Annotated in this window: 12 protein-coding genes; 10 read left to right on the top strand and 2 right to left on the bottom strand. The window is 70.6% G+C overall.

What is annotated here, in order from left to right; genetic code table 11:
- The first annotated feature begins 1 nt into the window (after position 1).
- The 10 genes from LXT23_RS18500 (at position 2) to LXT23_RS18545 (ending at position 16,900) form a co-directional block, all read left to right on the top strand.
- Entirely contained in the window at positions 2 to 982 is a 981-nt protein-coding gene (locus LXT23_RS18500; RefSeq protein ID WP_253981525.1) for an ABC transporter permease, read from the top strand.
- On the top strand, positions 975 to 2,735 hold the full coding sequence (locus LXT23_RS18505) for an ATP-binding cassette domain-containing protein (protein WP_253981526.1): 1,761 nt from the start codon (positions 975 to 977) through the stop codon (positions 2,733 to 2,735). Before LXT23_RS18500 ends, LXT23_RS18505 begins: the two co-directional genes overlap by 8 nt.
- Positions 2,732 to 3,730, top strand: coding sequence for an ABC transporter ATP-binding protein (locus tag LXT23_RS18510; RefSeq protein WP_253981527.1), 999 nt, complete (start codon positions 2,732 to 2,734; stop codon positions 3,728 to 3,730). The genes LXT23_RS18505 and LXT23_RS18510 overlap by 4 nt, the downstream gene beginning before the upstream one ends.
- Complete coding sequence (locus tag LXT23_RS18515) at positions 3,711 to 5,081, top strand: GH1 family beta-glucosidase (protein WP_253981528.1); 1,371 nt, start codon at positions 3,711 to 3,713, stop codon at positions 5,079 to 5,081. Before LXT23_RS18510 ends, LXT23_RS18515 begins: the two co-directional genes overlap by 20 nt.
- Positions 5,078 to 8,431 (top strand): glycoside hydrolase family 2 TIM barrel-domain containing protein, encoded by a 3,354-nt coding sequence (locus LXT23_RS18520; RefSeq protein WP_253981529.1) that lies wholly within the window; start codon positions 5,078 to 5,080, stop codon positions 8,429 to 8,431. Before LXT23_RS18515 ends, LXT23_RS18520 begins: the two co-directional genes overlap by 4 nt.
- Before the next feature lie 10 nt (positions 8,432 to 8,441).
- Entirely contained in the window at positions 8,442 to 8,999 is a 558-nt protein-coding gene (locus tag LXT23_RS18525; protein WP_253981530.1) for a hypothetical protein, read from the top strand.
- Positions 8,996 to 10,240 (top strand): hypothetical protein, encoded by a 1,245-nt coding sequence (locus LXT23_RS18530; RefSeq protein WP_253981531.1) that lies wholly within the window; start codon positions 8,996 to 8,998, stop codon positions 10,238 to 10,240. Before LXT23_RS18525 ends, LXT23_RS18530 begins: the two co-directional genes overlap by 4 nt.
- Positions 10,241 to 10,379: 139 nt before the next feature.
- Positions 10,380 to 13,697 carry an ELWxxDGT repeat protein gene (locus tag LXT23_RS18535; RefSeq protein WP_253981532.1) on the top strand — a complete coding sequence of 1,106 codons (3,318 nt, stop codon included), beginning with the start codon at positions 10,380 to 10,382 and terminating at the stop codon, positions 13,695 to 13,697.
- A gap of 82 nt (positions 13,698 to 13,779) precedes the next feature.
- Positions 13,780 to 15,174: a hypothetical protein gene (locus LXT23_RS18540; RefSeq protein ID WP_253981533.1), complete on the top strand. Its 1,395-nt coding sequence runs from the start codon at positions 13,780 to 13,782 to the stop codon at positions 15,172 to 15,174.
- A gap of 127 nt (positions 15,175 to 15,301) precedes the next feature.
- Positions 15,302 to 16,900 (top strand): fibronectin type III domain-containing protein, encoded by a 1,599-nt coding sequence (locus LXT23_RS18545; protein ID WP_253981534.1) that lies wholly within the window; start codon positions 15,302 to 15,304, stop codon positions 16,898 to 16,900.
- A 12-nt stretch (positions 16,901 to 16,912) separates the two neighbouring features.
- Here LXT23_RS18545 and LXT23_RS18550 read toward each other — a convergent pair whose 3' ends face one another.
- Together LXT23_RS18550 and LXT23_RS18555 are read right to left on the bottom strand one after the other, a co-directional pair.
- Positions 16,913 to 17,713, bottom strand: a complete 801-nt coding sequence (locus tag LXT23_RS18550; RefSeq protein ID WP_253981535.1) for a hypothetical protein — start codon at positions 17,711 to 17,713, stop codon at positions 16,913 to 16,915.
- Between the two features lie 241 nt (positions 17,714 to 17,954).
- Positions 17,955 to 18,932, bottom strand: a complete 978-nt coding sequence (locus LXT23_RS18555; RefSeq protein ID WP_253981536.1) for a hypothetical protein — start codon at positions 18,930 to 18,932, stop codon at positions 17,955 to 17,957.
- Between the last annotated feature and the right edge of the window lie 118 nt (positions 18,933 to 19,050).

Here is a 19,050-nt window from a genome sequence, read left to right on the forward strand (position 1 = left end):
CATGCGCTACGTCCTGCGGAGGCTCGGCTTCTACCTGCTGGCGGCGTGGGCGTCGCTGACGCTCAACTTCGTCATCCCCCGGCTGGCCCCGGGAGACCCGGCGTCGGCCATGTTCGCGCGCTTCGAGGGCCGCATCCAGCCGGAGGCCATGGCCGCCATGCGCGCCGCCTTCGGCTTCACCGAGGCGCCGCTGCACGTGCAGTACGTCACGTACCTGAGGCACCTGTTCGCGGGCGACCTGGGCCTGTCCTACGCGTACTACCCGTCGCGCGTGTCGGAGGTCATCGGCACGGGGCTCATCTGGACGGTGGGGCTGGCCGGGTGCGCGGTCGTCTTCAGCTTCGCGCTGGGCTCCATGCTGGGCGTGCTGGCCGCGTGGAACCGGGGCGGGTGGCTGGACACGGTGGTGGCGCCCGCGCTCGCCTTCCTGGGGGCCTTCCCCTACTTCTGGCTGGCCATGCTGGCGCTGTACCTCTTCGGGTTCGGCCTGGGCTGGTTCCCGCTGCGCCACGCGTACTCGCACGACCTGGAGCCGGCGCTGTCGTTCGCCTTCGCCACGGACGTGGCCCGGCACGCGGTGCTGCCGGCGGCCTCCATCGTCGTGGCGACGATGGGCGGGTGGATGCTGAGCATGCGCAACACCATGGTGGCCACGCTGGGCACGGACACGCTCCGGCTGGCGCACGCCAAGGGGCTGCCGCCGCGGCAGGTGATGCTGCGCTACGCCGCGCGCAACGCGCTCTTGCCCAACGTCACCGGCTTCGGCATGGCGCTGGGCTTCGTGCTGAGCGGCTCGCTGCTGACGGAGATTGTCTTCTCGTACCCGGGCACCGGGTACCTGCTCATCCTGGCGGTGCGCAACCAGGACTACCCGCTCATGCAGGGGCTCTTCCTGGTCATCACCCTGGCGGTGCTGGCCGCCAACTTCGCCGTGGACCTGCTCTGCCTCTGGCTGGACCCGAGGACCCGCGCCCATGCGTGACTCCATCCGTAGCCTGCTCCGCCACCGGAAGGCCGCGGTGGGCGGGAGCATCCTGCTGTTCTTCCTCGTGCTCGCCGTGGTGGGCCCGTGGCTGGTGATGGACCCCACCGACCTGGTGGGCCGCCCCCACCAGCCGCCCTCCGGCGCGCACCTGTTCGGGACGACGGGCCAGGGCCAGGACGTGCTCGCGCAGACGGTGGTGGGCGCGCGCGAGACGCTGGCGATTGGCTTCGCGGTGGGCGCGCTCGTCACGCTGGTGGGCGCGCTCCTCGGAATCACGGCCGGCTACCTGGGCCGCCGGGTGGACGACGCGCTGTCGCTCACCACCAACATCTTCCTCGTCATCCCCGGCCTGCCGCTGGCCATCGTCCTGGGCGCGTACCTGCCGTCCGGGCCGCTGCGCATGGTGGCGGTGCTCACCGTGGCCGGCTGGGCGTGGAATGCCCGCGTCTTCCGCGCCGAGGCGCTGGCGCTGCGCAACCGCGACTTCGTGGCGGCGGCCCTGGTGGCCGGTGAGAGCCGGGCCCGCATCGTCGTGCGCGAGCTGCTGCCCAACATGGCGTCGCTGGTGGCCTCGTCGTTCATCGGCAACACGCTCTACGCGGTGGGCGCCCAGGTGGGCCTGGAGTTCCTGGGCCTGGGCGACGTGGGCTCGGTGACGTGGGGCACCAACCTCTACTGGGCCGGCAACGACGCGGCGCTCCTGACGCGCTCGTGGTGGATCTTCGTCCCCACCGGCCTGTGCATCGCCCTGGTGGGCTTCTCGCTCACGCTGCTCAGCTCCGCCATCGACGAGCTGACCAACCCGTCGCTGCGCAAGCCGCCGGCGCTGGCGCCGCTGAGCCCCGCGGTGTCCGCCGCCCAGGCCGAGCCCCAGGCGCCGGGCGTGCTCTTGAGCGTGCGCGAGCTGTGCATCGACTACGCGACGGAGCGCGGCCCCTCGCGGGTGGTGGACACGGTGTCCTTCGACATCGCGCCCGGCGAGGTGCTCGGCCTGGCCGGCGAGTCCGGCAGCGGCAAGTCCACCATCGGCTACGCGCTGCTGCGCCTGCTGCCGTCGGCGGCGCGCATCTCCCAGGGGCGCATCCTCTTCGACGGCACGGACGTCACCGCGCTGGACGAGCCCTCGCTGCGCGCCTTCCGCTGGGCCCAGGTGTCCATGGTGTTCCAGAGCGCGATGAGCGCGCTCAACCCCATCCTCACCCTGGGCGAGCAGTTCCACGACACCCTGGCCGCGCACGGGCGCACGTCGCGCACCGCGTCCTATGCCCGCGCGCGGGAGCTGCTGGCCATGGTGGGGCTGGAGCCCCGGCTGGTGGACGCGTGGCCGCACCAGCTGTCCGGCGGCATGCGCCAGCGGGTGGGCATCGCCCTGGCGCTGGCGCTGCAGCCGAAGCTGGTCATCATGGACGAGCCCACCACCGCGCTGGACGTCGTCGTCCAGAAGGAGCTGCTCCAGCGCGTGCTCGAGCTGAAGGACCGGCTGGGCTTCGCGGTCCTCTTCATCACCCACGACCTGCCGCTGCTGCTCGCGCTGTCGGACCGGGTGGGAATCCTCCAGGGCGGCAAGCTGGTGGAGGTGGACACCTCGGAGCGGCTGCGCACCGAGGCGCGCCACCCGTACACGCGCCTCTTGCTGTCGGCCTTCCCGCACCTGAGCGCCGCGGACGCGCACGGACCGACGCCGGACGTGGCGCTCGCCGCCGCCGGGCTGACGCCCCCGCGCACCGCCCTGGGAGGAGGTCCCCGATGAGCACGCCCCTGCTCGAAGTCACCGACCTGACGCGCAGTGTCCCGGTGGGCGGCTTCCTGTCGCGCTCGCGCCGCACGCTGCTGGACCACGTGTCCTTCACCCTGGAGCGCGGAGAAATCGTCGCACTGGTGGGCGAGTCCGGCAGCGGCAAGTCCACCCTGGCCCGCCTGCTGGCGCGGCTGGACTCCCCTGACGGCGGCCGGCTCCAGCTGGGCGGCGTGGACGTGCTCGCGGGCGAGCAGCGGGGCGCCTCGCTCGCGTACCGGGGCCGGGTGCAGATGGTGTTCCAGGACCCGTTCGCGTCCCTCAACCCCGCGCACACCGTGGCGTACCACCTGGAGCGGCCCCTGCTGCGCCACGGGCGCGCCACGCAGGCCAACCTCCAGGCGCGCGTGTACTCGCTGCTGGAGTCGGTGGGGCTGACGCCGCCGGAGTCCTTCGCCCGGCGCTTCCCGCACGAGCTGTCCGGCGGCCAGCGCCAGCGCGTGGCGGTGGCGCGGGCGCTGGCGGTGGAGCCGGACGTCATCATCGCGGACGAGCCCACCTCCATGCTGGACGTGTCCACCCGCCGGGGCGTGCTGCAGTTGCTGCGCGGGCTGACGCGCGGCGAGCACGGCATCGGCATGCTCTTCATCACCCACGACCTGGCGAGCGCGCGCCACCTGGCGGACCGCATCCTGGTGCTGTACGCGGGCCGCGTCGTGGAGTCCGGCCCCACCGCGCAGGTGCTCTCCGCGCCGCGCCACCCGTACACCCGGCTCTTGCTGTCCGCCCTGCCGGACGGCGCGGACTTCCTCCGGGCCCCCCTGCCCGTCCGTGCCTCGGCGGGCCCCATGCCGCGGCACGGCTGCGCCTTCGCGCCCCGCTGTCCCCATGCGGACGCGCGCTGTCACGACACCCTTCCCGCCGAACACCTCCCCGCGGCGGACCACCGCGTCCGCTGCCATCTCGAATCGTCAAAAGGAGTCCCCGACAATGCGGCAGTTTCCTCCTGACTTCCTGTGGGGCGTGGCCACGTCCTCCTACCAGATTGAAGGCGCCACCGACGTGGACGGGCGCGGCGAGTCCATCTGGGACCGCTTCGCCGCCACCCCGGGCAAGATTGCGGACGGGACGGACGGCTCGGTCGCGTGCGACCACTACAACCGCTGGCGTGATGACGTCGAGCTCATGCGCTGGCTCGGCGTGAAGTCATACCGCTTCTCCGTCGCCTGGCCCCGCGTCTTCCCCACGGGCCGCGGCAAGGTGAACCGCGCCGGCCTGGACTTCTACTCGCGCCTGGTGGACGGGCTGCTGACCGCGGGCATCGAGCCCATGGTGACGCTGTACCACTGGGATTTGCCGCAGCTGCTCCAGGACAAGGGCGGCTGGCCGGCGCGCGACACGGTGAGCGCCTTCGTCGAGTACGCGGACGAGGTCAGCCAGGTGCTCGGCGACCGCGTGACGCGGTGGATTACGCACAACGAGCCCTGGTGCATCAGCGTGCTGGGCTACGCCAACGGCGAGCACGCGCCCGGCATCAAGGACTGGAGCCAGGCGCTGGCGGCGGCGCACCACCTGCTGCTGTCGCACGGCCAGTCGGTGTCCGTCATCCGCTCCAACGTGAAGAACGCCGAGGTGGGCATCACCCTCAACCTGGTGCCCGCCCAGCCCGCGTCGCCCAGCGCGGCGGACCAGGACGCGTGCCGCGCGTTCGACGGGACGTTCAACCGCTGGTACCTGGACCCCCTCTACGGCCGGGGCTACCCGAAGGACGTCATCGCCGACCACGTGGCGGCGGGCCGCCTGAAGTCCGAGGCGCTGGACTTCGTGCGCCCGGGCGACCTGGAGGCCATGGCCGTGCCCACGGACTTCCTGGGCGTGAACTACTACTCGCGCGCCATCCTGCGCAGCGACCGCATCCCCGAGTCGCAGAACGCCCCCCGCACCGTCCACGCCGAGCCGGAGCGCACGGACATGGACTGGGAGGTGTATTCGGGCGGCCTGACGAACCTGCTCGTCCGGCTGCACAAGGACTACGCCCCGAAGCGCCTCTACATCACCGAGAACGGGGCCGCGTACGCCACCGGGCCGGACGCGGACGGGCGCGTGCGCGACACCAAGCGCGCGCACTACCTGCGCACGCACCTGGAGGCCTCGCATGACGCCATCCAGCAGGGCGTGCCGCTCGGCGGCTACTTCGCCTGGTCGCTGATGGACAACTTCGAGTGGGCCTACGGCTACCAGAAGCGCTTCGGGCTCGTCTTCGTGGACTACGCCACCCAGAAGCGCATCCCCAAGGACAGCGCCCACCTCTACCGCGCAGTCGTGACCCAAAACAGCCTGGATGCGGAGCGAGCGGCATGAAGTCACTCATCTTCGTGACGTACCTGGCCGTCTCCCTCGGCCAGACCCCCACCCCCGCCCCCACGGGGGCCGCGACGACGGGCCCCACGCAGGCGAACCCGACGGCGGCAGGGCCGGCGCCCACCGAGCCCACGGCGGCGCAGCCCGCCACCACCGAGCCCCCGGCGACGCAGCCCGCGGCGGACGCACCGGCGGCGCAGCCCGCTCCGGACGCGCCGGTGGCGGCCCAGCCTCCCGCGCCCTCCCTGGATGCCACACCCGCGGCGGCGGCCCGGGCCGCGGCGCCCAAGGCGGCGGACGTCCGCGTCCACCGCGACGAGCGCGGCTTCAAGCTCCAGGTGGACGGGCGTGACTTTCCCGTCTTCGGCATGAACTGGGGCTACACGCCCATCGGCGAGAACTACCGGTACTCGCTGTGGGTGCAGCCGGACGACTTCATCCGCGCGGTGCTGGCGCGCGAGATGACGCTCCTGCGCGACATGGGCGTCAACGCCATCCGCCAGTTCGACGACATCCCCCCGCGCTGGGTGGAGTACATCCACACCAACTACGGCATCTACACCGTCGTCAATCCGCTGATGGGCCGCTACGGCACCAACGTGGACGGCGTCATGGTGCCCAACACGGACTACTCCAACCCCAACCACCGGCGCGCGCTGCTCACGGACCTGGCGGCCAAGGTGGAGAAGTACCGCGACACGCCCGGCGTGCTGATGTGGATGCTGGGCAACGAGAACAACTACGGCCTGCACTGGACGGGGTTCGAAATCCAGGCGCTGCCCGGCCAGGAGGACGCCGCGCGCGCGGAGTCGCTCTACTCGCTGATGGGCGAGGCGGTGCGCGTCATCAAGAAGCGCGACACGCGCCACCCCGTCACCATCGCCAACGGTGACGTCCAGTACGTGGACCACATCGCGCGGCACATGCCGGAGCTGGACATCTTCGGCACCAACGTCTACCGCGGCGCCTCGGCGCGCGACTTGTTCGACGTGGTGCTGCAGAAGCTGAACAAGCCGGTGATGTTCACCGAGTTCGGCGCGGACGCGTACAGCGCGAAGGCCGGGCGCGAGGACCACCTGGCGCAGGCGGAGTACCTGCGCCAGCAGTGGGAGGAGATCTACGCGCAGAGCTACGGCCACGGCCGCGCGGGCAACGCCATTGGCGGCTTCGTGTTCCAGTGGGTGGATGGCTGGTGGAAGATGGGCCAGGAGGCCAACCTCTCCGTCCACGACACCACCGCGTCCTGGCCGAACGGCGGCTACCCGGCCGACTTCGTCGAAGGCCAGAACAACATGAACGAGGAGTGGTTCGGCATCTGCGCGCTGGGCCCCGAGGACGAGGCGGGCATCGCCCGGGTGCAGCCGCGCACGGCCTACTACGTCCTGCAGGCCGCCTTCCGGCTGAACCCGTACGCGGACACCACCAACGCCGACCGCATCCGCGAGCACTTCGCCGCCATCCGCCCGTCGGAGATGTCGAAGAGCTACGTGTCCGACGTGGCGCTGGCGCGCACGGAGGAGCTGAGCGCGGTGCGCGTGTCCAACCTGCGCCTCTTGCTGGACAGCTCGATGTCGCGGGGCAGCATCGCCACGACACGGGCCAACCAGGTGGCCGCGGACCACACGGAGTCCATCTTCTTCGACCTGGCGCTCCAGCCGGCCTCCGGCGTGTACGGGCGCGCCTCGTTCAACGTCGTGGGCAACGTGGCGACCAACCGCCTCAACAACCTCTTCTACGAGAACCGCGGCACGCAGCCGACGCCCCCGCCCACCCAGGGCGCCAACCCGGTGCCCACCCAGGGCGTGGCCACCGGCCAGCCGCTGGGCCTGGAGCGCTTCGCGCTGTACCAGGCCGAGTTCAAGCTGGACCGGCAGGACTTCACGCTGGACGGCTTCTACCGCGTGGGCCACTACCACTGGGCGGAGGAAGGTGACTTCTTCGGCCTGTACCGCGAGGCGAACTACGGGCCGAACATCGACATCTACCACGGCAACGCGCCCTTCGGCGTGGTGTTCAGCGGCAAGCGCGGGCTGGAGGGCCTGAAGATTGCCGTGGGCCCGGAGCTGTACTGGGGCGCCAACCCGTCCATCGTCGCGAAGTACCGCAAGGGCTTCGGCGCGCTGAACGTGACGCTGATGCACCAGGAGGACATCGCCCGGGGCTCGTCGGTGCAGACGGCCGCGGTGGTCCGCGAGCGCGTGGCGCGCCGCACGGCGCTGACCTTCGAGTGGAACCGGGGCCCCGTGGGCCTGGAGGTCGGCGGCATCCTCGCCGCGCCCCAGCGCATCGGGGAGGGCTTCACCTATACCGAGCGCACCGACGGCCCCAGCTACATGAACAGCGGGTACCAGGTGCTGCAGGACAAGGTGCAGTTCCTGGACACGCTCGGCGCGAAGGCGCGGCTCACGCTCGACACGGGCGCGGCGCGCTGGTTCGTGCAGTCGTCGGTGCGCGGCCTGGTGGCGGACGGCGGTCCGGACCAGCGCACGGTGCTGACGGGCTGGAGCCTGCGCGAGAGCGGCCGCGGCAACCACTACGCCGGGCAGGCGGGCGTGGCGGTGCAGCTGGGCACCTTCCAGGTGTCGCCGAACCTGCTCTACCAGAAGCCCCTCATCGGGCCGAACCCGCGCATCGACGACGCGTACCAGAACGGCATGTACTTCCCGGGCGTGCAGCCCCGGAATGTGCTGACGGACGCCTTCACGGTGCTCGACAACCGCGAGACGCTGGGCGCCGAGCTGCTGCTCACCTTCGACCCGACGCCCGGCACGTGGTTCTGGTCCTGGGACAGGGAGATGCGCGAGGACGCGCCCTTCGCCGCGGGCCTGGACATCGTCTACCGGCGGCAGCCGACGTCGCGTGACGCCGGCATCGCCATCCTCGCGGATGGCAGCACGGTGGCCTTCGGCAACGCGCCTCCCGCGCGTGACGAGTGGGAGACCACGCTGCGCCTGGTGGGCAACCCGACGCCGCGCCTGAAGCTGTACGGCACCGCCTTCGTGGGCAGCGTGCAGTCGCCCGGCGAGGACGCGCGGCAGATTCACCGCTACGGCGTGGACGGCTCGGCGCTGTACGACACCGTGCTCTTCACGGCGCAGGTGCACCTGAACGACTGGGGCCCGTACGATTACCACCGCGTCTTCAACCTGACGTACCCGCTGCAGCTCGGTGGCGATCTGTCCTACGGCCTCAAGCGCCCGGTGCTCGGCGCGGTGACCACGCGCTTCGGCCTGCGCGGCCTGGTGCGGATGCTGGACCAGTACTCGGAGGGCCTCAGCACGTCGGCCCTGGCCGAGGGGCTCGAGGGCCGTGAATACGAGGTGGGAGCCTATGCAATCCTTTCGCTCTAACGGAGGCGGTATGAAGACGTGGCTCGTGCTGCTGGCCACCGTGGTGGGCACGTCGGGGTGCTACGACCCCGCGACGTTCGTCTACGGCAAGTCGCTGGATGACCTGACGCTCCAGTTCCACGGACCGGACGAGGGCATCTACCCGGACCAGTCCGTGCTGGAGGACCCGAACAACCCCTTCGCGGGAACGCCTCCGGGCGAGGAGACGAAGTGGGTCATCGAGTCCGGCGCCAGCAGCGTGGCCGGGTTCTACGCGTGGGCGACGCTGCTCGCGCGGGCACCGGGAGGTGAGGCCCAGTTCTACGTGGGCGGCAACCTGCTGGGCGTCTACCAGAGCGGTCTGGCGCCCCAGGAGGTGCTGCCCCAGGTGCGGGAGCAGGCCATCCGCGCGTACCAGTCCGTGCTCGACAACTTCCCGGAGGCGGTGACGTACGACGCGTCGGGGACGATTGCGTACGAGCTGGTGACGCCCGCGTACAAGGGCATCGTCGAGATGGGCGGCACGGTGAAGGGCGGCTGGGTGCTGCTGAGCACGGCCAACGGTCAGGAGAGGGCGGTGAAGCCATGAAGAAGCTGGGATACGCGCTGTTGCTGCTGCCGCTGCTGGCCGGGTGCCGTCCGAGCCCGGGGACGCCGGACTACTCGGGGCAGGGCCCCAACAACCAGAACGACGGCGGTCCGGGAACGGACCCGAACGTGCTCCCGGGCCCCTTCCCCTTCCAGGAGGGACAGCGCCGCCTGGGCGTGGGCTTCTACGAGGGCGGCCGCACGGATGACATCGCCATCGACAACACCACCACGCACGTCTACCTGTACGAGGCCACCGTCACGATGGAGCCCTCCACCGACCGCGTGGAGGGCCGCAACGCGGACCTGCTCGTCCATGGGGGCAAGCCGTGGCTGGGCTTCGGCGTCCACTGGGACACGCCGCGCAACATGGACGCGTGGAAGATGCTGCACGTCAGCCTGAAGTCGGAGGACCCCGGCTTCGCCGACGTGAAGATTGGAATGAACGACCCCGACGGGAGCGTCCAGCTCGACGCGAGGAAGTACGGGTACACGAACGATGGCCAGTGGCACCACCTGGCGATTCCCGTGGCGGACTTCGTCGCGGGCGGACTGACGCTGGGAACCGTCAACGCGCCCTTCGTGCTCATCGCGGGCCAGGGGGCGGCGGCGGACAAGATGCTGCTCGACAACCTGTACTTCTCGACGCAGACGTCCGGAAGCTCGGGCTCGGACGGCGGCACCGACGGGGGCACGGACGGCGGCACCGAGCCGGACCTGCTCCCCGGCCCCTTCCCCTACCAGCAGGGACAGGCCCGCCTGGGCGTGGGCTTCTACGAGGGCGGCCGCTCCGAGGACATCGTCATCGACAACGCCACCACGCACATCTACCTCTACGAGAGCACCGTCACGATTGAAGCCTCCACCGAGCGCATCGAGGGCCGGTCGGCGGACGCCCTCGCCCATGCGGGCAAGGCGTGGCTGGGGCTCGGCGTCCACTGGGACGCGGCGCGCAACCTGAGCGCGTGGAAGACGCTGCACGTCAGCCTGAAGTCGGACGACGCCGGCTTCGCCGACGTGAAGATTGGGATGAACGACCCCGCGCGGAGCGTGCAGCTCGACATCAAGAAGTACGGGTACACGAACGACGGCCAGTGGCACCACCTGGCGATTCCCGTGGCGGACTTCGTCGCGGGCGGCCTGCAGCCCACCAGCGTCAGCGCGCCCTTCGTGCTCATCGCGGGCCAGGGCGCGGTGACGGACCGGCTGCTGCTCGACAACCTGTACTTCACCGCGGACTAGCGGCCGCGAGGGGCACGTCCGCCCACAGGCGTGCCCCTCACCCTACCTGCCCCCGCGCATCGGGGGCATTCGCCTTAAGTGGTACGTGGCCACCGCGAGCGCGCCGTATCCTCCCCTCCTCATCCAGGGGAGGAGGACCATGTCGACTGTCTCGCGGTGGCTCGTTGGAGCGGTGCTCGGAGGGGTGCTCACGGCAGCGTGCTCCCAACCCAGGGAGGACGACGCGGAGGCGCTGTCCGTCGGCACGAGCCACCAGGGGCTGACGGGCCTCGGCTCGGCCGTGGCGATGGACCTCCACGAGGGAACGACTTCGTCGTCACCGGGCGAGCTGGTGACGGTGGGCGAGCGCGCCTTCTTCGCCGCGGATGACGGCGTCACGGGCCGGGAGCTGTACGTCAGCGACGGGACGGCGCAGGGCACGGTGCGCCTCAAGGACCTCTTCCCCGGGGCGCAGGGCTCCAACCCCCGGGGCCTGGCGGCACTCGGCGGCCACGTCTACTTCTTCGCGAACGCCACGCCCTTCGCGCAGGGACCGATGGCCCAGACGCAGTCGCTCTGGAAGAGCGATGGGACGGAAGCCGGCACGGTGCACGTGCTCGCGCTGCGGACGCAGAACTACTATGGGCGGCTCGTCGTCAGCGGCAGCCAGCTCTACTTCCTCGACGATGACGACGGTGGGACGGAGCTCTGGAAGAGCGACGGCACGGCGCAGGGCACGGCGCGCGTGAAGGACCTCCGTCCGGGCCGTCTCAGCAGCCAGCCCTGGCAGCTCACCCCCGTGGGAGACGTCCTCTACTTCTCGGCTTCCGTGGCGGATAACGAGTACTCGCTGTGGAAGACCGACGGCACGGACGCTGGCACGGTCCGCATCGGGCAGCACCGCCTCGAGAGCATCGTCGGCGCGGGCAGCCGGGTCTTCTTCTTCAGCGTCGTGCAGGAAGACGGGCAGACCTTCACCGAGCTGTGGAAGACCGACGGCACGGACGCCGGCACCACGCGCGTCCGGCGCCTGGGCGTGCTGGAAGCCTGGCGTCGGACCTGGGCGACAGCCGTCGGAGGGCGGCTCTACATGCTCCACGGCAACGGCGGGCTGTGGACGAGCGACGGCACGGACGACGGAACCGTCCTCTTGAAGTCCTTCCGGAGCCAGGGCTTCAGCGGTGTGAGCTTCGCCACCGTGGGCAGCAGCCTCTACTTCGCCGCGGATGACGGGACCCACGGGCTGGAAGTCTGGACGAGCAACGGCACCGTGGGGGGAACGCGCCTGCTCGTGGACCTGCGCCCGGGCGCCGAGGGCTCCATGCCCCTGGAGCTCCGGAGCAGCGGCGCGACGGGGCTGCTGTACTTCCGCGCGGATGACGGCACGCATGGCCGCGAGCTGTGGCGGAGCAACGGCCTGGACACCGTGCTGGTGAAGGACGTCGTCCCCGGCGCGCTGGAGTCCCTGCCGGAGCAGGCGGTCCCCACCGCCAGCGGGCTGACGCTCTTCTTCCGTGCCACCGACGGACAGCACGGCCGGGAGCTGTGGAAGACGGATGGGACGGCCGAGGGCACCACGCTCGTCCGGGACATCGCCGCGCGCCCGGAGGGCTCCAGCGTGACGGGCTTCACGCGCCTGGGGACGCAGTACTTCTTCGCCGCCACCGACGCGCTCCACGGCCGCGAGCTGTGGGTGACGGACGGCACGCGAGAGGGCACACGGCTGGTGCGCGACTTCCTCCCGGGGCTGGCCAGCTCGAATCCCCGCCATCTCACGGAGTGGAGGGGCGCCCTGTACTTCGTGATGGACAACGACGCGGGCTCCGAGGACCTCTGGAAGACGGACGGCACCGCCGCGGGCACGGTGCGCTTCACCGAGCCCGTGGCGTCACAAAACCTCCACGGCCTGGTGGAGCTCGGCGGGCAGCTCGTGTTCAAGGAGGGCCTCAACCAATTCTGGAAGACGGACGGGACGCAGGCGGGCACGGTCCGTGTCGCCCATACGCAGCCCGGCGCGAGCATCTCGGTGTCGGACGAGGACGAGCCAATGGTGCCATTCAAGGGAGCGCTCTACTCCGCGGCCTACAGCTCCGCGCACGGCATCGAGCTGTGGCGGACGGATGGAACGGCCGGCGGCACCGTGCTCGTCAAGGACGTCTGGCCGGGGCAGGCCTCCGGGCTCCCCATGAAGCTGACGGCCGTGGCTGTGGGGGACACGCTCTTCTTCGTCGCCGTGGAGGAGAACCCGGCGCGGGTGACCCTCTGGAAGAGCGATGGCACCGAGGCCGGAACGATGCGGGTGACGGACCTGGCCCCCGGCTTCACCGTTCCCGCGGTGTCCAGAGCCGAGCTCGCCGCCTTCGGGGGCGCGCTCCACTTCGTGAAGCGGGTCACCACCACCCGGCACGAGCTGTGGAAGACGGATGGAACGGTCCCGGGCACGGTGCTCCTCCGTCCGCTGCCGGCGGAGGGGGACTCCGTGATAGGCGAGCTGACGCCCCTGGGACAGACGCTGTTCTTCGTCGCGGAAGGCCCCAGCGGCCGCGAGCTGTGGCGCACGGACGGCACGCCCCAGGGCACCCGCGAGGTGAAGGACATCCGGCCGCCGCGCCCGGCGAACGGCGTGGAGCCCGGCGCCCCGCCCACCGCGCTCACCGTCGTGGACGAGCAGCTGTACTTCGCGGTGGATGATGCCGTCACCGGCGAGGAGCTGTGGAGGAGCGACGGCACCGCCGAGGGCACCCTGCGCGTGGCGGACCTGTGGCCGGGCTCGGGCAGCTCGCGGCCGCGCGCACTCACGCCGGTGGGAGGCGACCTGCTGGTGGTGGCGGATGACGGCGTCGCCGGTTACGAGCCGCGCCTGCTGGCCCCCGCGTCCGTGACGTGCCCTTCCCTGCCCCGGCAGGAGGCGGGTGGCGCCCTGGGAGCGAACGTGACGTGGCCGCCAGCCGTGCTCGCGGACGGAGTCCCCGCATCCACGCCCATCCAGTACAGCCACGCCTCCGGGAGCACCTTCCCCGTCGGCAGCACGACGGTGGAGGTCACTGCCGACGCGCCCGGCTTCCGGGTGCGCAGCTGCACCTTCGCCGTCAACGTCTCCGACACCACCCCGCCCACGCTGCGGTGCTCGCCGGGACGGAACGTGGAGAGCGAAGGCCCCGTGGCCGTCGACTTCACCAACGTCGCCACCGCCTCGGACACGGTGTCCACCCCCGAGGTGACCTTCAGCATTCCCTCCGGGAGCGTCTTCCAGCCAGGCTTCACCCAGGTGGTCGCCACCGCGACGGACGCGGCGGGCAACACCGCCAGGTGCGACTTCGTCATCACCGTGAACCTGCCCAGGACGGACCCGGGGCCCACGCCGGGAGGAGAGGGTGACTCCGGGTGCGGCTGCGACTCGACGAGCCCGGCCGTGGCGTGGTGGCTGCTCCTCCTCCTGGTGCCCACCGTGAGGAGGCGCATCGCACACAGGTCGTGACAGGACTGACACAGGCGCCTTCACAGGAGAGTCAGGCAGCTGTGGTACTCCCGGAATTCTTCACCCGGAGAGGTCCCCCACCATGAAGCTACGCAGCCTCGCACTCGCCTGTCTCCTGGCCCTCGGCGCCACGGCCTGTGGCCCCACGTCCCCCGAGCCTTCCCCCGAGCCTTCGTCCACGCCGGCGGAGGAGACCGGTGTCTCCACCGCCGCGGCGACGGCCACCCGCATCTACGCGTACGAGCCCACGGGCACGCACGAGCTGAGCTTCGAGACGCTCGGCACCTTCGAGACGCGCAACAACAAGCGCGTGCTCGTCATCCGTGGCACCACCAACCGCTACCTCCAGGACGTCTTCAGCTTCGTGCCGGACGACGCCTTCGGCACGGCGAACATCATCAGCGAGCGCCGCTTCGAGGTGGTGCTGGAGGAGGGCCACGAGCTGAACACGGTGCTCTCCGGGCTGCCGCTCTTCATCTCCATCGACACGTTCACCGGCTACCCGACGCGGTACTACGCGCGGCTCGTCGTGGCGCCGCGGTTCTTCGACTTGCGCGGGTCCACGTCCATCAACATCCATGAGGACGTGGAGCCGAAGTACGTGTGGAACGCGGCGCGCACCGACAACCTGATGTACCGGGGCCGGGTGGACGCGGCGGCCAGCTCGCTCATCGTCACCGCGCCGGACGGCACGCCGGTGGTCACCCGCGTGGACGCGGACACCTTCCAGCTCGACTGGCGCTACCCGGCCGTGCACCAGGCCATCGACCCGCACACGACGCCGCTCACCTTCACCGCCACGCTCAACGACGGCACGGTGGTGAGCAGGACGGCACGCCCGGTGGCGCGTGTCACCGAGCTGGCCATCAGCACCAACGACGACCCGTACAACACCTGGCCGTCCCAGGCCTGCCTGCCGGCCGTGTACAACTGCATCCACGCGCTGCCCGCCAGCACGCTGGACTACGGCGCGTGCGGCACCCAGCGTCAGGTGTCGCGCTGCATGTACGCGAGCGCCTGCGAGGTGCTCCCGGGCCAGCCGCTGTCGCTCACCGAGATTGACTCCGCTTCCCTGGAGCCCGCGCGTCTGGCGTTCAACCAGGGCTCCTCGTCGACGGACTGGTACGCGTTGAACAGCATCGACGCGTACAGCACCCCGCAGTGCCCGGCCACGCCCGTCACCATCCAGGCGGTGATGGACCACTTCAACGCGACGACGCAGACGCTGCCGCCGGCCGAGTACGGCGAGTTCACCGACCGCGCCGGCCTGGTGGACAACTTCTTCTTCGGCTCGAGCAGCTCCCCGCTGCTGGCCGCCATCGACTCGTTCGCGGGCGGTGGCCCCATCCAGGCGTGGCTCGCCTGGGAGGAGATCTCCTGCCACAACTGCCACGACTACGCGGAGTACGCCGTCCTGTACTACCCGAACAGCCGCAAGGTCATCGTGCTCAAGGGCCACCACGGCTACGACTGGTGAGTGAGTTCCTGCCCGGGCCTTGATGGTCCGGGCAGGCTCCAGGCCCCGGCGGCGGGACAGCAGCTTCCGTAACCTGTCTGCATCTACAGCCGGGCGGATTCTCCGCCGGGCGCCTGGAGGGAGTCCCATGAAGCCGCATCGTCCCAATCCGTTGTGGGTTGCTTTCTGTGTCACGTGGTTGGGCTGCGCGGGGGGCGAGCCCGAGGGCTCGGGAGCGCCCGTGTCGGGAGGCGGCACGTGGATGGGCGAAGAGCTCTCCGCGGGGTGCGAGCCCGGTGATGGAGGCACGCCCGGCGCAGACACGGTGCGGGTGACGAGCCACCTGCGCTTCCACACGCTGGTGGGGGTTGCCGAGCGCCCCGAGGACATGTCGGCGCGTCCACCCCATGTGCTCGTCCAGGATGGAGGGACGTTCACCCGCATCGACGGCACGGCCACCGACGGTGGCTACCAGTTCGCCGGAGTGCCGCAGGGGACGTACTACCTGAGGACGGGGAACGCGTACGTCCTGACGGACGCGCGGCACGTGGAGCTCGGCTCGAACCACGTCGGCCGGGTGGACACCGTCTTCACGGGGACGAGCGCGACGCCGATGCAGCTCACCCTGTCGAACCTCGCCCCGTGGGTGTTCATGTGGGACTCGCAGAACTTCTCCAGCCTGGAGGTCATTTCCGGGCAGGTGGAGCTGGCGGGCGAGGTCTACCTCCATGAAGAGCCCCAGGACGGCCAGACGGCCGTGACCGCCAGCACGGCCGAGACCTGGAACCACCTCAACACCGTCCCCGTCTTCGAGGCGGCGAAGGGGGACGCGCTGTATGTGAACCAGCTCGGTGCCATGGATGCGGGCACGCTGCCGGACGGGGGGGCCGTGGTGAGCCGCACCGTGGTGCGCAGCACTCAGACGGCGCCGTTCGACTTCACCGCGGATGGCACCACGCCCCTGCAGGTCAGCGGGGTGATGCAGTCCGTGCCGACGCAAGAGCTGGCCCTGGAGTGGCGCCTCTCCGAGTACACCTCGCGCGCCACGCAGATGCATCCCGCCGCGACGCTCAACAAGCCCGTGCTCTACATCGAGGCCGGCCCACACAGGCCCGAGCATGGCACGGTGGGCGCCTCGGGCCTGCTGCTCCGGCTCGAGCTGCCTGCTCGCGCCGCCTTCAACTTCACGCGTCGCCTGGCGTATGGAAACCCGTTCCCGGCCACCTGGGCCCAGGTGGGCTCCGCGGCGTACCACCTGGGCCACAGGGAGATGCTGCCCGATGGCTCCGGCCGCATGCAGTCCATCTCCATCGAGAACATGGCGACCCGGGACCTGGTGACGAACCTGTTCGCATCGCCCCTGAGTCCCCGCCTGACGCCGCCGCGCGGGCTGGCCATCGACGGCCTCGACGCGAACGTGCAGCGACAGGTGGGCGCCACCAGCCCCGTCATCTCCTGGCTGCCACCCGAGAGGGGCACGCCCACCGGCTACCGGCTGGCCCTCTTCCGCTATGTCGATGACCAGGGCTTCGTCATGGCGGAGTTCGATGGGTACTTCTATGTGCCCGGCTCGACGACGCAGGTGCGGCTGCCTCCCGGCACCCTGCGACCTGCGTCCATCTACAAGCTGCGGGTGCTGGCCATGGAAATCACCGGCCAGGACCTGAAGGGCCGCCCATTCCAGACGCTGGGAGGGTTGCCCCAGAGCTACGCGACCGCCGTCAGCTCCTTCTTCACCACGCCGTGAGGTAGGGCGGCGCTACGCCGGGGTCTCCAGCACCGAGGGCCAGTGGCGGTCCTGCCACCGCTGCCAGAGCGGGCAGCGGCGCGCGCGGACCGTCCGCTCGCTCCAGGCCACCAGGGCGTCGCGGGAGGCATTGCTGTAGGTGCGGTTGGGGACGAGGCCTTCCGCCTCTCCGCCGTCCGGTGTCTCCCAGAAGAGGTGGAGGTTGGCGTTGCCCGGTTCCGGCTGGCTGTAATCAGGCAGGGTGCGTCCGCCCGGCAGCTCGACGTAATAGCGATAGGCGGCCTCGTAGCCCTGCAGCTCGGCGCGGCGCAGCGGCAGTCCGGAGAAGACCGCGTCGAGCACGCCCAGCAGCCGGTCGTAGAGGCGGAGGTCGAAGGCGATTTCGTCCTCCTGCTTGTACGGGTCGTCCTCTCCCCAGAGGCCAGCCCAGGAGATGGCGGTGACGTGGGTGTACGCGGGCTTGCGGCCCAGGCGCGCGTTGGCCGCCCACAGCGCTTCGACTACGGGGCGCGCCGCGGCTGGCGGCAGGCCCGCTGCGGAGAGCACCTGGTAGCGCTTCCGCTTCGAGCCGTCCTCCTGGTGGAAGGCCCCGAAGGACACCTCGTCGAGGCCATCCACGCGAAGGTCGACGGTGAGGCGCCCTTCTCCGATGACGCTCGGAGGCTGCGTCAGGGCGGCGAGGAGCGCCTCCACGTGCAGCGCGAGGTCGTCCGGCGGGAGCGCGCGCAGCAGGGCCGTGTGGCCCTCCTCGTCCGCGGAGAGCCACCGGGCGGCGTACAGGCGCGGGTTCGTGCGGGCGAGGTGTCTGTCCATGTGCCGCAGGATAGGCCAGCCGGAGGACATGCCGCGACGTCCTCCCGTGGCCCAGGAGGCGACGCGTCAGCTGTATTCGATGACGATCCGGTCCGGAGACCCGGTGCTCAGGACATCGGGTCTGTTCTTGTAGATTCGATACAAGAGCTCCGAACTCTTTGTCGATGAAGGAGGTGGGGGGATTCCCACCGGTACTTGGAAAATCTCTCGTCCATGTGCTGTTGCGAGCCGGCAGCAAGCCTCAACGACGCACCGAGGTGGCCGCTCTCCCCTTCACCGTCTTCTTCGCTGCTTTCCGTGCCCCGGCCTTGCTCGCCGCCTTCTTCGCTGCTTTCCATGGTCCGGCTTTGCTCACGGCCTTCTTCGCTGCTTTCCGTGCGCCGGCTTTGCGCACGGCCTTCTTCGCTGCTTTCCGTGGCCCGGTCTTCGCTGTCGGCTCGGGCGCCGTGGCGGCTTCGTCCTGCGAGAGCCACGCGCGGCCGAGCGACTTCAGGTCGTCGAAGTCCGCCACCTCCGAGCCGTGCCAGTCCGCCGCCTCATGGTAGATGAGCACTTGCTCCGGGCTCGTCAGGACGAGCGTGCCGACCCGCTTCGGCCCGCGCTTCGGCACGAGCAGCAGCGGCTGACCCACCATCGACGCCGTCGCATTCTTCATGGCGGCGGGGTCGGTGAGCACCGGGTCGGCGACGTAGCGATTCGCGCCGTACAGGGCGATGAACGCACCGGGGAGTTTGTGCTTGGGGAGGTGTGGCTGGCCGACGCGAAACCCGGCCGCCGGGTCCTGCGAGCGCGAGGCCGGCGCGCCTTTCGGCGCAGGCGACCGGGGCGCGGCGGGCAGGCCCGGCCCGGCGTCATAGGCGGCCGTCCGCCACGCCATGCCCTTGCGCAGGTGCTCGATCCACGCCGGGTGCGTCGGCTGGATTTCGAGCAAAGGGCCGGACCGCTTCACCTTCGCCACGAACGCCTGCGCGTTCGCCTTCATCCACGCGCTGTCAAAGACACTGCGCTCGTCCATTGCCTGCGCGAGCGCCGAGTCCTCGAGGTGTCGGTGCTTGCTGAACGCGGCATCCTCCGACTGCGCAATCGGGTCGTACATCAACATCAATGCGAACACCGCGTGCGGCGCGGACTTGCCGGAGTCGGGGTGCACGGAGGTCACCAACAGGCGGGCAGCCCTGCGGGAGACTCCGAGGACACGGACGGCGAACAGGTCGGACATCACTCGACGCTACCGTGTGCGCTCCCGACCGCGAAGCTCGGAGGGACGCGCGTGAAACCGATGGACTTGCCCCCGGGCGTTCGACAGCGAGTGCCGTATGGCACTTTGAAGAATTGAG

Origin of the sequence: Pyxidicoccus xibeiensis (assembly GCF_024198175.1) — a bacterium.
GTDB classification, from domain to species: Bacteria; Myxococcota; Myxococcia; order Myxococcales; family Myxococcaceae; genus Myxococcus; species Myxococcus xibeiensis.

Excerpts from the sequence above, each read along its gene's own strand:
- LXT23_RS18500 (WP_253981525.1), top strand. The coding sequence starts at position 2 with ATGCGCTACGTCCTGCGGAGGCTCGGCTTCTACCTGCTGGCGGCGTGG.
- LXT23_RS18505 (WP_253981526.1), top strand. The coding sequence starts at position 975 with ATGCGTGACTCCATCCGTAGCCTGCTCCGCCACCGGAAGGCCGCGGTG.
- LXT23_RS18510 (WP_253981527.1), top strand. The coding sequence starts at position 2,732 with ATGAGCACGCCCCTGCTCGAAGTCACCGACCTGACGCGCAGTGTCCCG.
- LXT23_RS18515 (WP_253981528.1), top strand. The coding sequence starts at position 3,711 with ATGCGGCAGTTTCCTCCTGACTTCCTGTGGGGCGTGGCCACGTCCTCC.
- LXT23_RS18520 (WP_253981529.1), top strand. The coding sequence starts at position 5,078 with ATGAAGTCACTCATCTTCGTGACGTACCTGGCCGTCTCCCTCGGCCAG.
- LXT23_RS18525 (WP_253981530.1), top strand. The coding sequence starts at position 8,442 with ATGAAGACGTGGCTCGTGCTGCTGGCCACCGTGGTGGGCACGTCGGGG.
- LXT23_RS18530 (WP_253981531.1), top strand. The coding sequence starts at position 8,996 with ATGAAGAAGCTGGGATACGCGCTGTTGCTGCTGCCGCTGCTGGCCGGG.
- LXT23_RS18535 (WP_253981532.1), top strand. The coding sequence starts at position 10,380 with ATGTCGACTGTCTCGCGGTGGCTCGTTGGAGCGGTGCTCGGAGGGGTG.
- LXT23_RS18540 (WP_253981533.1), top strand. The coding sequence starts at position 13,780 with ATGAAGCTACGCAGCCTCGCACTCGCCTGTCTCCTGGCCCTCGGCGCC.
- LXT23_RS18545 (WP_253981534.1), top strand. The coding sequence starts at position 15,302 with ATGAAGCCGCATCGTCCCAATCCGTTGTGGGTTGCTTTCTGTGTCACG.
- LXT23_RS18550 (WP_253981535.1), bottom strand. The coding sequence starts at position 17,713 with ATGGACAGACACCTCGCCCGCACGAACCCGCGCCTGTACGCCGCCCGG.
- LXT23_RS18555 (WP_253981536.1), bottom strand. The coding sequence starts at position 18,932 with ATGTCCGACCTGTTCGCCGTCCGTGTCCTCGGAGTCTCCCGCAGGGCT.